Source organism: Qipengyuania psychrotolerans (assembly GCF_019711355.1).
Classification (GTDB): domain Bacteria; phylum Pseudomonadota; class Alphaproteobacteria; order Sphingomonadales; family Sphingomonadaceae; genus Qipengyuania; species Qipengyuania psychrotolerans.
Genome location: NZ_CP081297.1, coordinates 259,920 through 277,840 on the forward strand (window position 1 = coordinate 259,920; position 17,921 = coordinate 277,840).

23 protein-coding genes are annotated in these 17,921 nt (G+C 60.4%); 16 read left to right on the forward strand and 7 right to left on the reverse strand.

Going from position 1 to position 17,921, the window contains the following annotated elements; genetic code table 11:
• Nucleotides 1-46 precede the first annotated feature (46 nt).
• The 12 genes from hisB to pal all read left to right on the forward strand — a co-directional run bounded on the left by hisB (nucleotide 47) and on the right by pal (nucleotide 8,209).
• The gene (gene hisB / locus K3166_RS01300; RefSeq protein WP_221422916.1) at nucleotides 47-640 is read left to right on the forward strand and encodes an imidazoleglycerol-phosphate dehydratase HisB; all 594 of its coding nucleotides are present in this window, start codon (nucleotides 47-49) and stop codon (nucleotides 638-640) included.
• Nucleotides 633-1,259: an imidazole glycerol phosphate synthase subunit HisH gene (gene hisH / locus K3166_RS01305; RefSeq protein WP_221422917.1), complete on the forward strand. Its 627-nt coding sequence runs from the start codon at nucleotides 633-635 to the stop codon at nucleotides 1,257-1,259. Before hisB ends, hisH begins: the two co-directional genes overlap by 8 nt.
• The gene (hisA, locus tag K3166_RS01310; protein WP_221422918.1) at nucleotides 1,256-1,984 is read left to right on the forward strand and encodes a 1-(5-phosphoribosyl)-5-[(5-phosphoribosylamino)methylideneamino]imidazole-4-carboxamide isomerase; all 729 of its coding nucleotides are present in this window, start codon (nucleotides 1,256-1,258) and stop codon (nucleotides 1,982-1,984) included. The genes hisH and hisA overlap by 4 nt, the downstream gene beginning before the upstream one ends.
• A 46-nt stretch (nucleotides 1,985-2,030) precedes the next feature.
• Nucleotides 2,031-2,804 (forward strand): imidazole glycerol phosphate synthase subunit HisF, encoded by a 774-nt coding sequence (gene hisF / locus K3166_RS01315; RefSeq protein ID WP_221422919.1) that lies wholly within the window; start codon nucleotides 2,031-2,033, stop codon nucleotides 2,802-2,804.
• 215 nt (nucleotides 2,805-3,019) lie between these two features.
• Nucleotides 3,020-3,334: a phosphoribosyl-ATP diphosphatase gene (locus K3166_RS01320; RefSeq protein ID WP_221422920.1), complete on the forward strand. Its 315-nt coding sequence runs from the start codon at nucleotides 3,020-3,022 to the stop codon at nucleotides 3,332-3,334.
• Nucleotides 3,334-3,711 (forward strand): histidine triad nucleotide-binding protein, encoded by a 378-nt coding sequence (locus K3166_RS01325; protein WP_221422921.1) that lies wholly within the window; start codon nucleotides 3,334-3,336, stop codon nucleotides 3,709-3,711. The genes K3166_RS01320 and K3166_RS01325 overlap by 1 nt, the downstream gene beginning before the upstream one ends.
• Before the next feature lie 80 nt (nucleotides 3,712-3,791).
• The gene (locus tag K3166_RS01330) at nucleotides 3,792-4,247 is read left to right on the forward strand and encodes a YbgC/FadM family acyl-CoA thioesterase (RefSeq protein WP_221422922.1); all 456 of its coding nucleotides are present in this window, start codon (nucleotides 3,792-3,794) and stop codon (nucleotides 4,245-4,247) included.
• The gene (tolQ, locus tag K3166_RS01335; protein WP_425594575.1) at nucleotides 4,247-4,942 is read left to right on the forward strand and encodes a protein TolQ; all 696 of its coding nucleotides are present in this window, start codon (nucleotides 4,247-4,249) and stop codon (nucleotides 4,940-4,942) included. The genes K3166_RS01330 and tolQ overlap by 1 nt, the downstream gene beginning before the upstream one ends.
• Before the next feature lies 1 nt (nucleotide 4,943).
• A complete protein-coding gene (locus K3166_RS01340; protein WP_221422924.1) occupies nucleotides 4,944-5,420 on the forward strand; it encodes an ExbD/TolR family protein in 477 nt (158 codons plus the stop codon).
• A gap of 9 nt (nucleotides 5,421-5,429) precedes the next feature.
• Nucleotides 5,430-6,230, forward strand: coding sequence for an energy transducer TonB (locus K3166_RS01345; protein ID WP_221422925.1), 801 nt, complete (start codon nucleotides 5,430-5,432; stop codon nucleotides 6,228-6,230).
• Nucleotides 6,227-7,612, forward strand: a complete 1,386-nt coding sequence (tolB, locus tag K3166_RS01350) for a Tol-Pal system beta propeller repeat protein TolB (protein WP_221422926.1) — start codon at nucleotides 6,227-6,229, stop codon at nucleotides 7,610-7,612. The genes K3166_RS01345 and tolB overlap by 4 nt, the downstream gene beginning before the upstream one ends.
• Nucleotides 7,613-7,693: 81 nt before the next feature.
• Nucleotides 7,694-8,209: a peptidoglycan-associated lipoprotein Pal gene (gene pal, locus K3166_RS01355; RefSeq protein ID WP_221422927.1), complete on the forward strand. Its 516-nt coding sequence runs from the start codon at nucleotides 7,694-7,696 to the stop codon at nucleotides 8,207-8,209.
• Nucleotides 8,210-8,258: 49 nt separating this feature from the next.
• Here pal and K3166_RS01360 read toward each other — a convergent pair whose 3' ends face one another.
• Nucleotides 8,259-8,408, reverse strand: a complete 150-nt coding sequence (locus K3166_RS01360; RefSeq protein WP_221422928.1) for a hypothetical protein — start codon at nucleotides 8,406-8,408, stop codon at nucleotides 8,259-8,261.
• Nucleotides 8,409-8,556: 148 nt separating this feature from the next.
• On the opposite strand from K3166_RS01360, the gene K3166_RS01365 reads away from it, so the two are divergent.
• Complete coding sequence (locus K3166_RS01365; RefSeq protein ID WP_221422929.1) at nucleotides 8,557-9,090, forward strand: J domain-containing protein; 534 nt, start codon at nucleotides 8,557-8,559, stop codon at nucleotides 9,088-9,090.
• Between the two features lie 98 nt (nucleotides 9,091-9,188).
• The gene (locus K3166_RS01370) at nucleotides 9,189-9,473 is read left to right on the forward strand and encodes a PilZ domain-containing protein (RefSeq protein ID WP_221422930.1); all 285 of its coding nucleotides are present in this window, start codon (nucleotides 9,189-9,191) and stop codon (nucleotides 9,471-9,473) included.
• On the opposite strand, the gene K3166_RS01375 is transcribed toward K3166_RS01370, so the two are convergent.
• From K3166_RS01375 to pdeM, 6 genes are all read right to left on the reverse strand, one after another.
• Nucleotides 9,470-10,360 (reverse strand): ATP-grasp domain-containing protein, encoded by an 891-nt coding sequence (locus K3166_RS01375; protein WP_247714680.1) that lies wholly within the window; start codon nucleotides 10,358-10,360, stop codon nucleotides 9,470-9,472. The genes K3166_RS01370 and K3166_RS01375 overlap by 4 nt on opposite strands.
• A 1-nt stretch (nucleotide 10,361) precedes the next feature.
• Nucleotides 10,362-11,672, reverse strand: a complete 1,311-nt coding sequence (locus K3166_RS01380; protein WP_221422931.1) for a cystathionine gamma-synthase family protein — start codon at nucleotides 11,670-11,672, stop codon at nucleotides 10,362-10,364.
• 227 nt (nucleotides 11,673-11,899) lie between these two features.
• Nucleotides 11,900-13,312 (reverse strand): SLC13 family permease, encoded by a 1,413-nt coding sequence (locus K3166_RS01385; RefSeq protein ID WP_221422932.1) that lies wholly within the window; start codon nucleotides 13,310-13,312, stop codon nucleotides 11,900-11,902.
• An 83-nt stretch (nucleotides 13,313-13,395) separates the two neighbouring features.
• Entirely contained in the window at nucleotides 13,396-14,544 is a 1,149-nt protein-coding gene (locus K3166_RS01390; protein ID WP_221422933.1) for a DUF547 domain-containing protein, read from the reverse strand.
• 245 nt (nucleotides 14,545-14,789) lie between these two features.
• Nucleotides 14,790-15,308, reverse strand: coding sequence for a translation initiation factor IF-3 (gene infC, locus K3166_RS01395; protein WP_221422934.1), 519 nt, complete (start codon nucleotides 15,306-15,308; stop codon nucleotides 14,790-14,792).
• A 134-nt stretch (nucleotides 15,309-15,442) separates the two neighbouring features.
• On the reverse strand, nucleotides 15,443-16,147 hold the full coding sequence (pdeM, locus tag K3166_RS01400; protein ID WP_221422935.1) for a ligase-associated DNA damage response endonuclease PdeM: 705 nt from the start codon (nucleotides 16,145-16,147) through the stop codon (nucleotides 15,443-15,445).
• 45 nt (nucleotides 16,148-16,192) lie between these two features.
• Between pdeM and hemF the strand changes: the two genes are divergently transcribed.
• Nucleotides 16,193-17,050: an oxygen-dependent coproporphyrinogen oxidase gene (hemF, locus tag K3166_RS01405; RefSeq protein ID WP_221422936.1), complete on the forward strand. Its 858-nt coding sequence runs from the start codon at nucleotides 16,193-16,195 to the stop codon at nucleotides 17,048-17,050.
• Nucleotides 17,041-17,907, forward strand: a complete 867-nt coding sequence (locus K3166_RS01410) for a Rieske (2Fe-2S) protein (RefSeq protein WP_221422937.1) — start codon at nucleotides 17,041-17,043, stop codon at nucleotides 17,905-17,907. The genes hemF and K3166_RS01410 overlap by 10 nt, the downstream gene beginning before the upstream one ends.
• Nucleotides 17,908-17,921 lie beyond the last annotated feature (14 nt).

Below are 17,921 nucleotides of genomic sequence, written 5' to 3' on the forward strand. Positions count from 1 at the left end.
CCGCATTTTCTTGCTTAGGGCGTCTGCTCGCCTATAGCGCGCAGCCATGCGTACAGGCCGTATCGAAAGAAACACCGCTGAAACCAAGATCCTGGTCGAGGTCAATCTCGACGGGACCGGCACCTATGACATCTCAACGGGAATTGGCTTTCTCGACCACATGGTCGAACAGTTTTCCAAGCACTCGCTGATCGATGTCACGATGAAGGTCGAAGGCGACCTCCATGTCGATCAGCATCACACTACCGAAGACAGCGCGCTGGCGCTGGGCCAGGCGTTGTCGCAGGCGCTGGGCGACAAGGGTGGTATCGCGCGCTACGGCAGCGCTTATTCGCCGATGGACGAAACGCTGGTCCGCGTCGCACTCGACATTTCGGGCCGGCCCTATTTCGTCTGGAAGGCCGGTTTCAGCCAAGAAAAGCTTGGCGAATGGGACACCGAACTGATCGAACACTGGTTCCATTCGGTATCGCAGACCTGCGGCCTGACGCTGCACGTCGAGCTGCTCTACGGCACGAATAACCACCACATCTGCGAAGCCGCCTACAAGGGTTTTGCCCGCGCAATGCGCGCTGCGGTCGAAGTAGATCCGCGCAAGGGCGGGGCCATTCCGAGCACGAAGGGGCAGCTCGGTGGCTGAGGTTATCGCCCTCGTCGACTATGGTGCGGGCAATCTTCATTCGGTCGAGAACGCGCTACGCAAGGTTGGCGCCGATGTGACGGTTACTGCCAATCCCGATGTGCTGCGTGCAGCTGATCGCATAGTCCTGCCCGGTGTGGGCAGCTTCGGCGCATGTGCCGCTGGCCTTCGCGCTGAAGCTGGCGTGATCGAGGCGATGCACGAGCGTGTGTTCGTCGGCGGCGCGCCATTCCTGGGCATTTGCGTTGGGATGCAGCTGCTTGCCACGCGGGGCCTGGAATACGGTGAGACACCCGGTCTTGGCTGGATTGAGGGTGAAGTGCGGTTGATCAAGCCGCGTGACGAAACCGTGAAGGTCCCGCACATGGGGTGGAACGACGTCGCGCTGACCCATCATGCGGAAGATCACGATGTCATCAGCGAAGGCGAGGCGTACTTCCTTCACTCCTACCACTTTCATGCTGCCAAGGGCCGCGACGTTCTGGCGATGACCGACCATGGCGGCGGTCTTGTCGCTGCCGTGGGCCGCGACAATCTGTTAGGCGTGCAATTTCATCCTGAGAAAAGCCAATCCTACGGACTTGGCCTTCTATCGCGTTTTCTTGAGTGGAACCCATGATCGTATTCCCCGCAATCGACCTCAAGGCTGGCCAGGTTGTCCGGCTTGCCGAAGGCGATATGGAGCGTGCAACCGTCTACGGCGACAATCCCGCAGCACAGGCGCAATTGTTTGCCGATGCGGGCGCAGAGCATCTCCACGTGGTCGATCTGGACGGCTCGTTCGCAGGGTCGGCGCAAAACCGCGAGGCTGTCGAGCGGATCGTTGAAGCCTTTCCGGGCCATGTTCAACTTGGCGGCGGCATTCGCACGCGCCAAGACGTTGAAGGCTGGTTCGATGCCGGTGTCTCGCGCATCGTTATGGGCTCTGCAGCGCTGAAGGACCCGGAGTTCGTCAAGGATATGGCGCGCGAATTCATTGGCGGGATCGTAGTAGCGGTAGATGCCAAGGACGGCATGGTCGCGACTGAAGGCTGGGCCGAGGTGTCGGATGTAGCGGTCGTGGACCTCGCCCGGCGGTTCGAAGATGCCGGTGTAGCTGCGCTCCTGTTCACCGACATCGGCCGCGACGGGCTGCTGAAAGGCGTGAATATCGATGCGACCGTCGAACTTGCGCGCCAGGTCGATATCCCGGTGATCGCGAGCGGCGGCTTGAAAGGGATCGATGATGTCCATGTGCTGAAACTGCATGCGCATGAGGGTATCGAAGGCGTGATAACAGGCCGCGCATTGTATGACGGAAGGCTGGATCTTGCCGCTGCATTGGCGATGGCGACCCGAGCATGATCGGGCTCAGCTATTTCGCCGGACCAGCGATGGATATTGCCCTGCTATGACCGTCCGTATCCGTGTCATCCCCTGTCTCGACGTTGCCGATGGGCGCGTGGTCAAGGGTGTCAATTTCGTCGACCTCAAGGATGCTGGCGACCCAGTCGAACAGGCGCAGGCCTATGACCGGGCGGGCGCTGACGAGCTGTGTTTCCTCGACATCTCCGCCACGCACGAAGGGCGCGGGACGCTGCTCGATATTGTGCGCCGAACGGCCGCGGTATGCTTTATGCCGCTGACTGTTGGAGGCGGGGTGCGGAGCGTTGAAGATGCACGGGCACTGCTGCTGGCCGGCGCCGACAAGGTGGCGATCAACTCTGCCGCTGTCTCGCGCCCCGAACTGGTCAGCGAGATTGCAGAGAAATTCGGCAGCCAGTGCGTCGTTGCCAGCGTGGACGCGCGGGCGAAGACCGAAGGCGAAGGCTTTCGCGGCTGGGAAATCTATACCCACGGCGGGCGAAAACCCACTGGCATCGATGCGGTGGAACACGCCCATCGGCTTGCTGAACTGGGAGCGGGCGAATTGCTCGTGACCTCAATGGATGGCGATGGCACGAAACAGGGCTACGACCTCGAGTTGACGCGAGCGATTGCCGACAGCGTCTCCATTCCCGTGATCGCCAGCGGCGGTGTCGGCACACTCGATCATTTGGTCGAAGGCGTGACCAAAGGTCATGCGAGTGCGGTGCTTGCCGCATCCATCTTCCACTTTGGACAGCACACCGTGGCCGAAGCCCATACAGCCTTGCGCGCAGCCGGATTGCCCGCTCGCGGCTGAGCCCGCGCAGTTCGCCAATTTTGCAGCTATTTACATCGCTGTGACGGAATCGGGTCTAGGGCCTGGGCCATGGAAATGCACGGCACCCTCTTGGCTGAACCGCACGGCATACTGCTCATGGGTGTTGCCTTGGGCGGCATCGTCATCGGGCGGTTCGTGCTCGATCGCAAACAGGACTGATTGCGCCGCTGGGTTCTGCGGTGCATAGCGCGCGCATGGATACGCTCTCGCGCCTTGAACAAACAGTTGCTGCCCGGCGCAGCGCCGACCCCTCCAGCAGCTATGTGGCACAGCTCAACCATCGCGGCCTGCCCGTAATGGCGCGCAAGCTTGGCGAAGAAGCGGTCGAAACAATCACGGCAGCCTTGGCGGGCAGCCGCGAAGAACTGGTAGGCGAGGCAGCTGACGTGCTGTTCCACCTCATTGTCCTGCTGGGCGCAAAGGAGATTCCGCTGGCGGAGGTCCTCGCCGAACTCGACCGGCGCGAGGGGATTTCGGGACTGGACGAAAAAGCGAGCAGGGCAGAATAATGCCGATCGATCCGACTTTGCCTTACGATGACAACAATCTCTTTGCGAAAATTTTGCGCGGCGAGATCCCGTCCACGAAGGTCTATGAAGACGACTGGGCCTACGCCTTCGAGGACATCAATCCTCAGGCCGAAATCCATACACTCGTGATCCCCAAGGGGCGTTACGTCAGCTGGGACGATTTCAGCACCAAGGCGAGCGCAGAGGAAATCGCCGGTTTCGTCCGGGCCGTGGGCAAGGTAGCCCGTGACAAGGGGCTGGTGGAGCCGGGATACCGCATGATGGCCAATATCGGCGCGCACGGCGGACAAGAAGTCCCGCATCTCCACGTCCATATCTTTGGCGGGCAATTCCTTGGACCAATGATCGCGCGCTGAGGGCATTTCACCGCCGTTCATCTATTTGAAGCCAAACGGAGCTTTGCAGCGAATCACCGCTGCGCTAGAGCGCCGCACTGATGGTCCTGCCAAACTTTCCCGACGGTGTGCTCGATGGCGACCGGCATCTTTATGCCGTGCGCGCCTATTACGAAGACACTGATCTTTCCGGCATTGTCTATCACGCGAATTACCTGCGCTGGTTCGAGCGTGCACGCTCGGATTTGCTGCGCCGACTGGAAATCGACCAGCGCGCCGCGATTGAATCCGGCGAGGGCGCCTACGCGCTGTCCGAGGTCAATCTGAAGTATCTGCGGCCGGCAAAGCTGGATGATGACATCCTGATCGAGACGCGCTGCACAGAACTGAAGGCCGCGTCATGCCGGATGCGTCAGAAGGCGTTCCGGGGCGACGAATTGCTTGCCGAGGCACAATTGCGCGTCGGGTTCATTTCACTTGAAGGGCGGCCGAAACGGCAACCCGAAAAATGGCGCGCGGCTTTCGCGCGCTTCGTCAACTCGACAGAGGATCGATGATTACACTCGATATGCTCGCCGCAGGCGCACCTACCCGGCTCGACCCCGTTCAGCTATTCCTCGATGCGGACATCGTCGTCCAGCTCGTGATGCTGGGCCTTATCCTCGCCAGTATCTGGGTGTGGACGATCATCGTTTCGTTTTCGCTGCGCATGAACGGATTGCGCAAGCGGACCCGTGCCTATGAGGGCGAGTTCTGGCAGGCGGAAAATTTCGACCGCTTCATGTCCGAACGCGGAAACAAGGATATCCCTTCGGCCCGCGTGGCACAGGCCGCGGTGAGCGAGTGGCGCAAATCCAGCAAGGGTGAAATACGCGACCGCGAAGGGCTGCGCAGCCGGATCGCGACCGCAATGGAAAGCCAGGTCGCGTTGGAAGCAGACGATATCGCCGAGCGACTGAACTTCCTTGCCACCGTTGGCGCCGTCGCCCCGTTCGTGGGACTGTTCGGTACCGTCTGGGGCATCATGAACAGCTTCTTCCAGATTGGCGCGCAGGAAAGCTCGTCACTCGCCGTGGTCGCACCCGGTATCTCCGAGGCACTGTTTGCAACGGCAATCGGCCTGTTTGCTGCCATTCCGGCCGTTATCGCCTACAACCGCTTCAGCCACACGGTTGAGCGTTACGAGGCGGGATTGCACCGCTTCTCCGACCGTCTCTACGCCACGTTCAGCCGCCAGCTGGAGCAGCGCTGACATGGCGATGAGCCTCGCTTCTTCAAAAGGACGGCGGCGCGGCAGGGGGCGTGCGCGGCGCCCAATGTCCGAAATCAACGTTACGCCATTCGTCGACGTGATGCTGGTGCTGCTCATCATTTTCATGGTGACCGCGCCGCTCCTGACAGCGGGCGTCCCGATTGAATTGCCCGACAGCCGCGCAAATGCCCTGCCGCAGGAAGCGCAGCAGGTATCGCTCAGCATTGATAGCCAGGGTTATGTCTATATCGACGATCAGCAGGTCGCAGTGTGCGGTCTTCCTGCAGCGCTCGAAAGCATCCCGCGGGAGGGCGGCGGCCCGGATATCACCCTGCGCGCCGACCGCAGCCTCGATTACGGGCGGGTCATGGCAGTCATGGGCGAGCTTAACCGGGCAGGGCTCAATCGTATTTCTCTGGTGACCAATGGCGGTCAGTCCGCTGCTCCGGTCAATTCCGGTTCATCGGACGAGGAATAGCCAGAGGCAATGGAGAGAGTTGGCATCAGGGCTGAGGAGCGCACCGGACTGATTGTCGCGGTGACGCTGCACCTGTTTCTGGTCGCCGCGATGGTTATCCAGGCATTTCTGCCTGCTCCGCAAATCCCGCAGACCGAGCGAATGACCGTAAGCCTGGCAGAGGATGTCGGCCTGGAAGCTACTGCGCCTGATCCGGTGCCGGAAAGCCGGGCGGCAATTGCACCGGAACTTGCCGACACGGCGGCTCCGTCACCCGAGATACTCGAAGCCCCTTCACAGCCGCAGGTGGACCGGCCCATTGCGCGCGCCGAGCCTGTTCCCGCACCCGCCCGCGAAACCCGCACACAGGCTCGCCGCGAACAACCGCGTGAGCAAGCTCAGCCACGCGCTTCCGAACGTAGCGGCGGCTCGCGCGTGGGCGACAATTTCCTGGCCGGAGCGGGTGATAGCACGGCTACTGAGGAAACCCGCGTCCCCGCTTCCCAAATCGGCGCGAGCGCCAAGGCGTCGCTGGTGCAGCGCATATCGCGAGAGATCAAACCGCATTGGCAGCCCCCGAGCGGTCCAGAAGTCGAAAAGATCACGACTTTCCTGCGCTTTCGCCTGAACCCGGATGGCAGCTTGAACGGCCGGCCCACAATCGTGAATCAGATCGGCGTGAACGATACCAACCGCGCGCAAGCCGGACGTCACGGCGAACAGGCCATCCGGGCCGTGCAACTGGCTGCCCCGTTTGATTTGCCCGAAGAATATTACGAGGCTTGGAAGGTGGTTGGACCCTTCGGCTTCGATTGGAGACTTGCCCAATGAAATATCTGTTGATCGCATCGCTAGCGCTGGTGGCCACTCCGCTGGCTGCACAGGATCAGGATCTCGGCGAACCCCTGCCCGAAGGTCAGGCGGTCGAGACGATCGAGGAAGAGGGCGGCCTGACCGGCTCGGTTTCGTTCGAGGGCAATCTCGATGATCTCGGCATTGCCATCCCTGCCTTTGCGACCGACCGCAATGTCGCCACTCCGGCCAATGCCGAAGGTACCGCTGCGCTCGGGGTCGAACTCGCCCGTGTCATCACAGCCGATCTGCGCAACAACGGTTTGTTCAAGCCGACTGGACCCGATGCGTTGCCCAGGCCGACATTCGCGAACATCAATTCGCCCAGCTGGGCCACCTGGTCCAATCGCGGTGCTGAAATGCTGGTTCACGGCTATGTCCGCGCCCGCAGCGATGACCGGCTGACGGTTGGCTGCTACCTCTACGACATGGCCTTGCAGGACCGTCTGGTTTCCGAAGGCTGGGTCGTCGCGCCGGCCGACTGGCGCCGGGCTGCCCACAAATGCGCCGACCTCATCTATTCGCGGCTGAGCGGCGAAAGCCCGTTCTTCGACAGCCGCATCGCGTATATCGCTGAAACCGGTCCGAAAGATAACCGCACCAAGCGGCTGGCCATCATGGACAGCGACGGCGCCAATCACCGGTTCATTACGACGGGCCGCTCTACCGCGCTTACGCCGCGTTATTCGCCCGATTACCGCCAGCTGGTCTACCTAAGCTATGTCGACGGCAATCCGCGCATCTATGTTTACGACATCGGCACCGGACAGCAGACCCTGGTGACGCAGAGCGAAAATCCGACCTTTGCGCCTCGGTGGAGCCCGGACGGGCGGTTCATTCTCTATTCGATGGCGGTGGGCGGCAATACCGACATTTACCGCGTCTCGGCTCGCGGCGGCCGCAGCGAACGCCTGACAGACGCGCCAGGCATCGATATCGGCGGTTCGTTCTCTCCAGACGGCAGCAAGATCGTGTTCGAAAGCGACCGGTCCGGCAGTCAGCAAGTCTATGTCATGAACGTCGATGGATCGAACCAGCGCCGCCTGTCGTTTTTCGGCGGCCGGTCGGCCACGCCCGAGTGGAGCCCGCGCGGCGACCAGATCGCGTTCACGCATATCGCCGGCGATTTCAACGTGGCGGTGATGAACCCCAATGGCCGCGGCTTTCGCAAGCTGACCAAGGGCTGGCAGGACGAGGCGCCGACTTGGGCACCCAATGGCCGCATCATCCAGTTCTTCCGTACCGAGCGAAATAGTGGCCGCACATCGCTCTGGCAGGTTGACCTGACCGGTGAAAACGAGCGGCGTCTGCCTACTCCGGTCGACGCATCCGATCCGGCGTGGGGACCGATCCTGCCGTAGGATCATTAGAATAGTCGTGGGGGCGAATATCAATCGGGGGCAAACCGATTGCAACCGCTGTTTTATATAAGGGGACAGCTAATGAATACACGTATTGCTACTACCGCGATGCTGACATCTGTTTTGGCGCTTTCCGCCTGCCAGAAAAAAGCTCCCGAAGAACTGCCGCCGCCGCCCCAGGATGTCGCGACGCCGGCACCGACGCCGACTGCACCGACTGGCCCAGCGGTTGGCAGCATGCAGCATTTCATTGCTGCTGTCGGCCAAGCGAACACGGTCGTCTATTTCGACACCGATCGTTATAATATCGATTCAGAAGACGCGGCCAAGCTTCAGACGCAGGCGCAGTACTTCAGCCAGTATTCGAGTGTGAACTTCACCATTGAAGGACACACCGATGAACGCGGGACGCGTGATTACAACCTGGCGCTCGGCGAACGCCGTGCAAACGCGGCGAAGAATTATCTCGTCAGCATTGGCATTCCGACCAACCGTATCCGCACGGTCAGCTATGGCAAGGAACGTCCGGTCGCGCTGGGTTCGAACGAATCCGCATGGGCGCAGAACCGACGCGCAGCGACCATAACGATTAATTGATAACGAAGGGTGGGCTCCGGCAGGCTGCCGGGGCCCGCTCCCGCTCGGATCAGAAGCGTGCGTTGAGATCGAGAAGTGGGGCGTGTCCGGCAAACTGGCCGCTCTTGGGCGGGCCGAATTGGCCAGCATCTGCCGATGCAGCGAACAGGGCCATTGTCAGGACGGCTGTCATTGCCGAGAATGTTAGCTGCTTGCTCATGGACGAACCTCTAGGCAGGAAACATGAATCATACGTTGCAATGCAACATTTCTAATTGAAACGGGTTCCACCATGGTTGCTTCTGATGCCAGCCGCCTTAGATTGAGCGCCATGATTTTCCGACAAATGACTTCAGCACAGACCTCTCATGCCTAAGCCGCGTCGTTCGAACGACTGGGGCTTCCCCCGCTGGCGCGGGTACGAGGCTACGCGCGATGCCGCCACGGTCCGGTTGTGCGATCGCCACGGCTGCGAAGAAGTGGGTAATTGTCCTGCGCCAAAGGCTCCGAACAGCCCGGAAAGGTGGATGTTCTGTCAAACCCATGCGGCAGAATACAACCGCAAGTGGGACTATTTCGAAGGCCTTGATAAGGCCGAGAAGGAAGCGCGCACAAAGACCGAGCAGACCGAAAATGCGGGCTATGCAGAAGCCCAGCATTACGGTTGGGGCGGGAGCGGCGACGGATCGCGCTCTGGCGACGAGATGCGGGCGCTCGAAGTGCTGGAGCTCGATGCGGATGCCGAATTCGCTGCGGTGAAGAAGGCGTTTCGGAGCAAGGCCAAGGAAGTTCATCCGGACGTGAAGCCCGGCGATGCAGATGCGGCAGCCGAATTCCAGAAGTATTCTCTCGCATATGAAGTGCTCAAATCAGCCGAAGAGCGGCGCGAGTGGAAGGGCTGATCTTCGCAAGATATTGAATTCCTGCGGCTTCCGATGGTGAAGCGCGAATTTACGAATTGTTGCTGGTTTTCTGCGAAAAAAGCGTCTTGGAACCCAAGATGACAATGCAACAACGCAGCTCAGACAGGAAGTCGACGAACATCGTCCTCGACTGCATCGTACGCAAACAGCGCGAGCAGGCGATCCTGTGTGACGTGTCACCAACCGGTTGCCGGATCGAGCTGTTCGACGCTGCCGTAGAGCTGGGATCGACCATCATCTTCGAGGTCGATGAAAAGCTGGGCTTTGCTGGCGAGGTCGTGTGGGTGCGGGGCGTTGAAGCCGGCGTGCGCTTCAGTCGTCCGCTGCTGCCGAAAATACTCACCGCGCTGGATCTGGATTAACCGAGCCGTTTGCAGATCGCCTCGGCAAGCCGCATTCCCAATTGGCTGCCTTGCTGCGGGTAGAGATAAGGCTCGATCATTTCTGCCTCCATGACCGCAAGCTCGCCGGTGGCCAGCCGCGCCATGTCGATGCGGCAATAGAGCGCATCTGCGAATGGCAATGCGCGTTCAATAGTTCTGGCGCACTCAAGGTCACCAGGTGGGGGCGCATAGTCGCATTCATATCCGCCATAGAGGGACTGGATGCGGTATTCGTCCTGCGCCGCCCGTTTCTGGACGCCGTGGGAATATTCGCCGTCGATGAAGACAAAGGTGTATTCACCTTCCTCCACAATACTGGGGAGGAATGGCTGGATCATGCAGGGCCGCCCCATGGACCAGTCTGCTTCCGGCAAGCTGGCGCGGGTGAAGCTGTATTGCCCGATCCCTCCGGCGCCGACCTGACGCTTTACCACCACGCGGTCGGTGCCGAAGTGGTCCATCGCCCCAGTCACAGCTTGCCTGTCTGCGTCCTCCAGCCACAGCGTCGGCACGGTGGTAGCGCCGCGCTGCTCGAGATCCTTCAAATAGCTCTTGTCGGAATTCCACCGCACGATGTCTGGCGAATTCTGGACCGTGATGCCGTGCTCTTGCAAGGCAGCCAGCTTGGCGATGAATTCGCGGGGATGGTCCTGATAGTCCCAGGCCGTACCCAGCAACACCATCGCCATGCCGGCAAACTGATCCAGTGGTGAGCGCCAGTCCAGCTCCACCAGTTCCAGCCCGGCATCGGCGAATGCCGGGCGCAATGCTTTGACTTCCAGATCGTGCTCGAACGCGTCGCCGCGTCGTTCCCCGTCACCGGGCAAGGTATCCTTGCATGCAAGGAAGCCGATGCGGGTCGTCACTTCAGACGGTCTCGAGTGCCTGCTCGAAATCGGCGATAAGGTCATCTGCATCCTCGATTCCGATCGAAATACGCACGAGATTATCGGATATACCCAATTCCGCCCGGCGGCCTTCTGCCACCGAAAGGTGGGTCATGCTGGCCGGATGGCTGGCAAGCGTTTCCGTGCCGCCCAGGCTGACTGCGAGCTTGGCAATCTTCAGGCTGTCGAGGAACCGGAAGCATTCAGCCTCGCCGCCCTTGAGAAGGAGCGAGAAGGTCGATCCTGCGCCCAGGCAATGGCGGTCGTAGATATCCTGCTGGCGCTCGTCCTTGATCATGCCGAGGTAGCCGAGGCCTTCGACCTTGGGGTGCTTAGACAGGTAATCGCAGACCTTGATCGCATTCTCGCCGGCGCGCTGCATCCGTAGTTCGACCGTTTCGAGCGAACGCAGCAGCATCCATGCCGTGTTCGGATCGCAAATACCGCCCATGGTGTTGCGCAGGGCGCGGACGGGATCCATCCATTTCTTCGCGCCTGCGATGCTGCCGGCAACAAGGTCCGAATGGCCGCCGACATACTTCGTGAGCGAGTAGACCACGATGTCTGCTCCGTGATCGAGCGGGCGCTGCCACAGCGGGCCGAGAAACGTGTTGTCGATCGCGATGGGGCAGTCCCAATCAAGCGCCGCATCGCGGGCTGCCTTGACCGCTTCGATGTCGACCAGTGCGTTGGTCGGATTGCCCGGGCTTTCGAGGTAGATCATGCAGACCTTGCCGCCCTGATCGCTTGCCTGGACCTTGGCCTTTTCAAGCACAGCGTCGATTTCCTCGCGCGTGGCACCGGCCGGGAAATCGATGTAGGTGACGCCGAACTTCGCCAGCACCTTGGCGATGAAGCCTTCGGATGCGGCATAGAGCGGCCCGGAGTGGACGATAACGTCGCCCTGGCTCGCATAGGCCAGCAGCAGCACGCAAATCGCGGTCATGCCGCTGGAGAAGCTGAGCGCGTCTTCTGCGCCGTCCCAGATCGAAAGGCGATCTTCGAGAATTTCCTGGTTCGGAGCGTTGAAACGCGAATAGACGAGGCCGTCCGCGCCGCCGGGCCGTTTGCCGGTGATGCCTTCGAAGTGACGCTTGCCTTCTGCCGCGCTGGGGAATGCGAAGGTCGATGTCAGGAAGATCGGCGGTTTCAGGCTGCCCTCGGACAGCACCGGATCATAGCCATGACCCATCATCAGTGTGCTGGGCTTTAGCTCGCGCCCGGCGATTTTCGTCGCTTCGGGTTTCGGGGCCATTCGCGGGCTGGTCGGGTCGATATCGTGGTCGCTCATGAGTAGGAGCATCCTTCCTGTAGTCGAACGCTCCCAGGAAGGCGGGAGCTAGTTGGCGGGCGCGCGGCACCCGTTCCTAACCTCCGCAGGAACGCTTCTCCGCGCACAGCAATGACGCTTGCGCGGATAAGCTCCCATGACCGTCAGATCAAGCGAAGGAAGCTAATTGATCGCGATTGCTTCGAGCCGTTACCGAGCAGGATGAAGTCCGACAATGCCGGGGCTGATCAACCAGTAATCTGTGCCATTCCCCAAACGACCAGAACGATCATTACGATACCGACCAGATCGAGCAGGAACCCCGCTTTTACCATTCTATCGATCTTTATCCGGCCCGTAGCCCATGCAATCGCATTGGGACCGGTTCCAGCTGGAAGCATGAAGCCCCAGCTCGCAGCCAGCGCGGCCGGCATGGCTAGGAGGATCGGATCGGCACCAAGAGCAACCACCAGGCTGGCGACCACGGGGATAATCCCGCTGGCCGTGGCCACATTGCTGGCAAACTCGGTGATCAGAACTACCATGGCCACAATAGCAATTGCGACGAGGATCAGCGGCCACGTCTCGAGCGGCAACAAGGCGTTGCCAAGCCAGTCGGCCAGCCCGCTGGCAGACATGCCCGCTGCAAGCGCAAGCCCGCCGCCAAACATCATGATCACGCCCCAGGGCGCGCGGTCAGCCTCTTCCCAGACGAGGAGTGGGCGGCCCGTACCGTCTGGCAGAAGGAAGAGCGCAAGGCCCATCGCAATTGCGATAGTACCGTCGGTCAGCGATCCGTCAGGCAGGAACGGCGCAATCCATCGCTGACCCATCCAGAGCATGAAGGTCACCGCAATGATCGGCACCAATCGCCGTTCCGCACTGGACCAGGCAGTATGGCTGTCGATAGCCTTGCGTGCGGTGGCGGTGTCGAAGGGGATATCCGAAACGCGCTGGACCTTGGCGATCAGCCACGCGGCAATAGGAATGCCGATGATGACTACTGGAAGACCGTAATAGGCCCACTGCGCAAAGGTAATCCGGGTGCCCGTCAGGGTGTCGAGCAGCCCGACAGCAATCGCGTTTGTCGGCGAGCCGACAAGCGTACCGAGCCCGCCTATACTGGCGGCAAAGGCAATTCCCATGGGCAGGGCGCCGGCAAGGCCATCCTGTTCGGCATCGGGGGACCCTCCGCCGCGCAAAACCGCGATTGCCATGGGCATCATGATGAGCGCAGTCGACGTGTTCGAGATCAGCATGGACAGAACCGCTGCCGTGATCATGAAGGCGAGCAGCACACCTGTCTGTCCGCCCTTGGCTCCGACCATGCTCAGCAATGCGAGCGCAAGTCGCCGGTGCAGACCTGTCCGCTCGATCGCCAGGGCAATAAAAGCGCCGCCGAGGATCAGGAAGAGGATCGGAGAATAGTATGCGCTCGCAGTCGTTCGGGCGTCCATTACGCCCGCGAAAGGTAACACGAGAAATGGCATCAGCGCCGTCGCCGTAAGGGGAAGGGCTTCGGTCATCCACCAGGCGGCCATCAGTATGACGAGGCCGGCGACGATAAGCGCCTGCCGGTCCATCCCGGATGGAAGCGGCGCAAAGATGGAAAGGACAAGGGCCGCAAGCCCCGCTGCAAGCCCGATATTCTTGGCCGTCACTGATTACCCTCCACCCATCGGGCGAGGGTTAGCAAGCCGGATCGATCAAGCCAATCGTGGCTGCCGCCATATCGGTGGACGTGTTAATCCACCTCGGCTCGAGGCTCGCCAATAGTTTCGCCTGGATTGGGGAGGACGATTACACGTCCGGTGCGGCCTTCCTTGCGGAGCTTTTCATATTTCTTCTGGCGCTCGGTCAGGAGGCGGGCAACGGACGGTGAGATACGGAAGCCCTGAACGCGATCATCGGAGACGATTTCGTTGTAGGTGGGCGCTCGTTCGCCGCCGGCAAGGTCTGCGACCCGGTCAACATACTGGTTGAATTTCACTTCACTCTTGGAGGCGATCAAGTTCTTAACCTCGTCTTCCGCCAAAGAGTTCAAATGGGCGCGAAAATCATCACCCAAGCTCGGGAAATAAAATGGAGCTGCTTCTTCATAGATCGCAGATACGAGCAACGTCTTCCCGTATCCCTCTACACCGCGCAGCGAATTCACAAATTCGTTGCCGCCTTCCAGGAGTAGCCGTTCGACGTTCTTGCCGGTGTGCGCTTCACGCAGGACTGAAGGTCCACCCACTTCGCCGCGGAAAAATCCGTAGATAACCTTGGCGTCTTTCCAGTTCGGGAACACGATCCGCGTGCGGATATCCTTCGGGCTCATCGAAACGCCAGCAACCGTGATGAATTGTGTTTCATCCAGGGGGGTCTGGTTCGCACCCAGCTTCATCCGCGATGGCGAGATAAGGGGATAGTTGAGCGCTATCTGTTCGATCACGGCCACGTTGTGGAGATTGATCCAGTAAGCGAGCTGCTCGTTTCTGGGCAGGGTTGCAATGTCGACATCGCTGCCAATCGCCTCCAAATCCTGCCGGTATTCGGTAAGCGTGGTGATCGCAACGTCGTCCATGATCGAAAACGGGATGCGGTTGCCTTCCAAACGCACCCGCGAATCGTGTCCGTAAACCTGGCGTGTACCCAAGCCGGCATCAGGCCGGCGCTCGCCATCTCGCGTCGAGGGGCCCATGCGCAAGACCATGTACTGGAGCGCATCTTCCCAGATCGAATAATCCAGCGCGGCCTGCTTCTCGGGGCGGGGAGTGAAACGAGCAAAATCGACCTGACTGACACTAGCCTGAGCAAGCATCGGGTTCAGCGTTTCCTGAGCGGAAGCGTTTGAGGTGCCCGCAAGTACGGCTGCAATGGCTGCGGATGCAATAAGGTGCTTTTTCACGGGTCAGTCCCTGTCAAACATTGTCGGTACAGAGGCATTCACGAACTTCGCCCCAATATTTTTCTATAATACTGTCTATTTGCATAGCGAGGCAACGTGACTCGACGATGAAGCCAAGCATTTCGTCGATTGATATAATCGACAAATGTCGTTCGTCGCCCCAAACAGTCTCAAACCTGAAAACGAAAACGGGGCGCACGCCTTGGCGCCGCCCCGTATTATTTCGTTGTCAGACGATCACACGCCTATTTCGGCGCAAGTACCATCAGCATCTGGCGGCCTTCGAGCCGCGGAAAGCTTTCGACCTTGGCGATTTCTTCCACGTCGTCACGCACGCGGTTGAGGAGGTCCATCCCCAGCTGCTGGTGCGCCATTTCACGGCCGCGGAAGCGCAGGGTGCACTTCACCTTGTCCCCGTTTTCGATGAACTTCACGACGTTGCGCATCTTCACGTCATAGTCGTGGGTGTCGATGTTCGGGCGCATCTTGACCTCTTTGATATCCTGGGTCTTCTGCGTTTTCCGCGCGAGGTTTGCCTTCTTCTGCGCCTCGTAGCGATATTTGCCGACGTCGAGGAACTTGCACACAGGCGGGTCTGCGCTGGGTGATACCTCGACGAGGTTGAGGCCGAGCTCATTGGCCTGTTCGGTCGCTTCGCGGGTGAACATCACCCCAAGGTTTTCGCCTTCGTGATCGATCACGCGGACCTTGGGGACATTGATCATGTTATCGTAGCGCGGGCCGCTTTTCACGGGCATTTGCATGCTGCGCCGGGGAGGACGGGCTATGGGGCAATCTCCTTTGTGTGCCTCTAATATGCGGTCCATGTAGGCGTAGTTCCGCAGATTCGGAAGGGGTTTGCCGCCGAGTAGCCCTAAAAACCGACAACGCAGTCAATTCAGGCTGCGCTATTCCACAAATTGAACCGCGCCAGCTGGCCTTTCGCGGGCACGACTGCGTCAATCCGGTCTGCCGGTTGGAGCGCTTTGAGGATGGCCGGGTCTGCCGCGTTCATCCCGCCGGTATAAGCGCCGAACGCGGGCAAGATCATGCGGCCGGAAGGCTTGCCGTCGGCGCCGTCGTTCGCGCTCACTACCGCACAGGGGCGGCGAATGTGCCGGCGGTGCACGGTCAGCTGAATGCGCGGATGGTAGTGGCCGGACAGTTCGGGGCGCAGTTCCCCCGGCTTGGCGCGGTGTCTCAAGATCGTGCCGCCAATTTCCAGTTCTTCCGCCAGCGTGCCGCCGCATCGTGCATCCATGTCGGGATCGTGATTGCCGGTGATCCAGACCCAGTCGACCGCCTTGGTGAGCGCTTCCAGCATTCCGCATGCATGGGGTTCGAGCCGCGTCGATCCAGCCGAATCGTGAAAATTGTCGCCCAGTGTGATGACCCGCCTCGCGCCTGTTTCACGAATGGCGAGAGCAACCCGCTCCAGCGTTTCGCGGCTGTCGTATGGCGGGATCATCTGGCCATGACCTGCGAAATAGCTGCCCTTTTCCAGATGCAGGTCGGCGACCAGCAACGCGCGTTCGCGCGGCCAGTAAAGGGCGCGGCCTTCAGTGAGGAGCCATTCCTCGCCAGCGAACGAAAGGGGAACCATGCGCCGCTATTGCCGTAGCCGCCGGTGAATGGCAAGGCTCCTTTCATGACCGATTGGACCCAGAAAACCGAAGAGGCGCGTAGCTGGTTCGAAACCCTTCGCGACCGTATCTGCGCCGAATTCGAAAGCATCGAGCGCGAAGCCGGATCGGACGCCAGTTTCCAGTACGACAAATGGGACCGCGAGGAAGAGGGCAATCCCGATCCCGGCGGCGGGACACGCGGCTTGATGAAAGGCAAGGTTTTCGAGAAGGTCGGCGTCAATGTATCGACGGTTCGCGGCAAGTTCGCGCCCGAGTTCGCTGGTTCCATCAACGGTGCCACTGCCGAAAACCCCGGCTTTTCCGCGACCGGCATCAGCCTGGTGGCCCACATGGCGAACCCTCATGTGCCAGCGGTCCATATGAACACACGGTTCCTGACCACCAGCAAATCATGGTTCGGAGGCGGGGCGGATCTCAACCCGCCAATTCCTTACGAGGAAGACACCGCTGACTTCCACGCACGCTTCCGCGCTGCCTGTGCAGGTCATAACCCGACCTATTACGACCGGTTCAAGAAGTGGGCGGATGAATATTTCTACATCCCGCACCGGGGTGTGCACCGCGGGGTGGGGGGAATCTTCTACGATCATCTCGAATGCGAGGACGAGGCCGCGTTCGAACGCAATCTCGCCTTCACGAAAGACGTTGGCGAGGCGTTCCTCGACATCTTCCCGAAGCTTGTCCGCCGACGGATGGAAAGTGAATTCACCGAAGCTGACAAGCAGCAGCAGCTCGAATGGCGCGGACGCTATGCCGAATTCAATCTCGTATACGACCGGGGCACATTGTTCGGCCTCAAGACCGGCGGCAATATCGACGCCATCCTGATGAGCCTCCCGCCCGAGGCGACGTGGAGCTAGGCGCTGGCGATCTGACCGCCTTTGAGGGGCGTGCCAGGCAAATCAACTATGCCGCAGTGCCGCAACTGCACTTTCTGGGAGACTATCGCCGCGACTTGCCAGTCAGCCTGACGCGCATGATGGAAAATGCATACGACTGGGAACACCTGCCCTTCGTCCACCCGTCTTCCTTCGCGGATATCGCATTGGTGGAGCAGGGGGCATGGGGCTGGCGCTGCATGGCCGCCCTACCGGGAGGCGGGGGCGAGCAGGCGGTCGAACTGCTGGTCGACAAGCAGAAGCACTATTGGGCAACAACCGTTGTGCGCGGCTTTGGCGAGGGTGTGCAGATCCATACGCAGGCGGCGGCCAACCGAGGCCGGGCGGGCATCGCGATCGAAGTGCGCTTCTACCTGCCGCACCCCCCGGAGAGCGAGCAGCAAGGCTTGATGATCCTCGCAGCACTTCGAATGCAGTATGCGAAGCTGTATGACGAAGACGAGGCGCTAATGACGGCGCGTCAGAACGCGTTGGATATGCATCGCGGCAAGACCACAAGTCTGCTTGAGCATGGCCGCGATCTCGGACTCGCCATTACGATGGACCGCGAAGCGCCGAACCTGGTGAAGAGTGAAAACGGCGACGTCGTTGTTCGCTGGCACGGTGGCGGATGGATCGCTCATCAGGCGAAGTGTCCGCATATGCTGGGTCCTCTAAACAACGTTGAAGTCGAGGGCGGCAGTCTCGTTTGTCCCTGGCATGGCTATCGCTTTTCGCTGAGCGACGGGCGCGAGGCCGAAGCGAGATGCCCCTCTCTCAAACTTGCGAGGCTTGCGCAGGATGATGACGGCAGGCTCTTGGTCACGAGTCCCGGCTAGGACCGTGCTCCCCT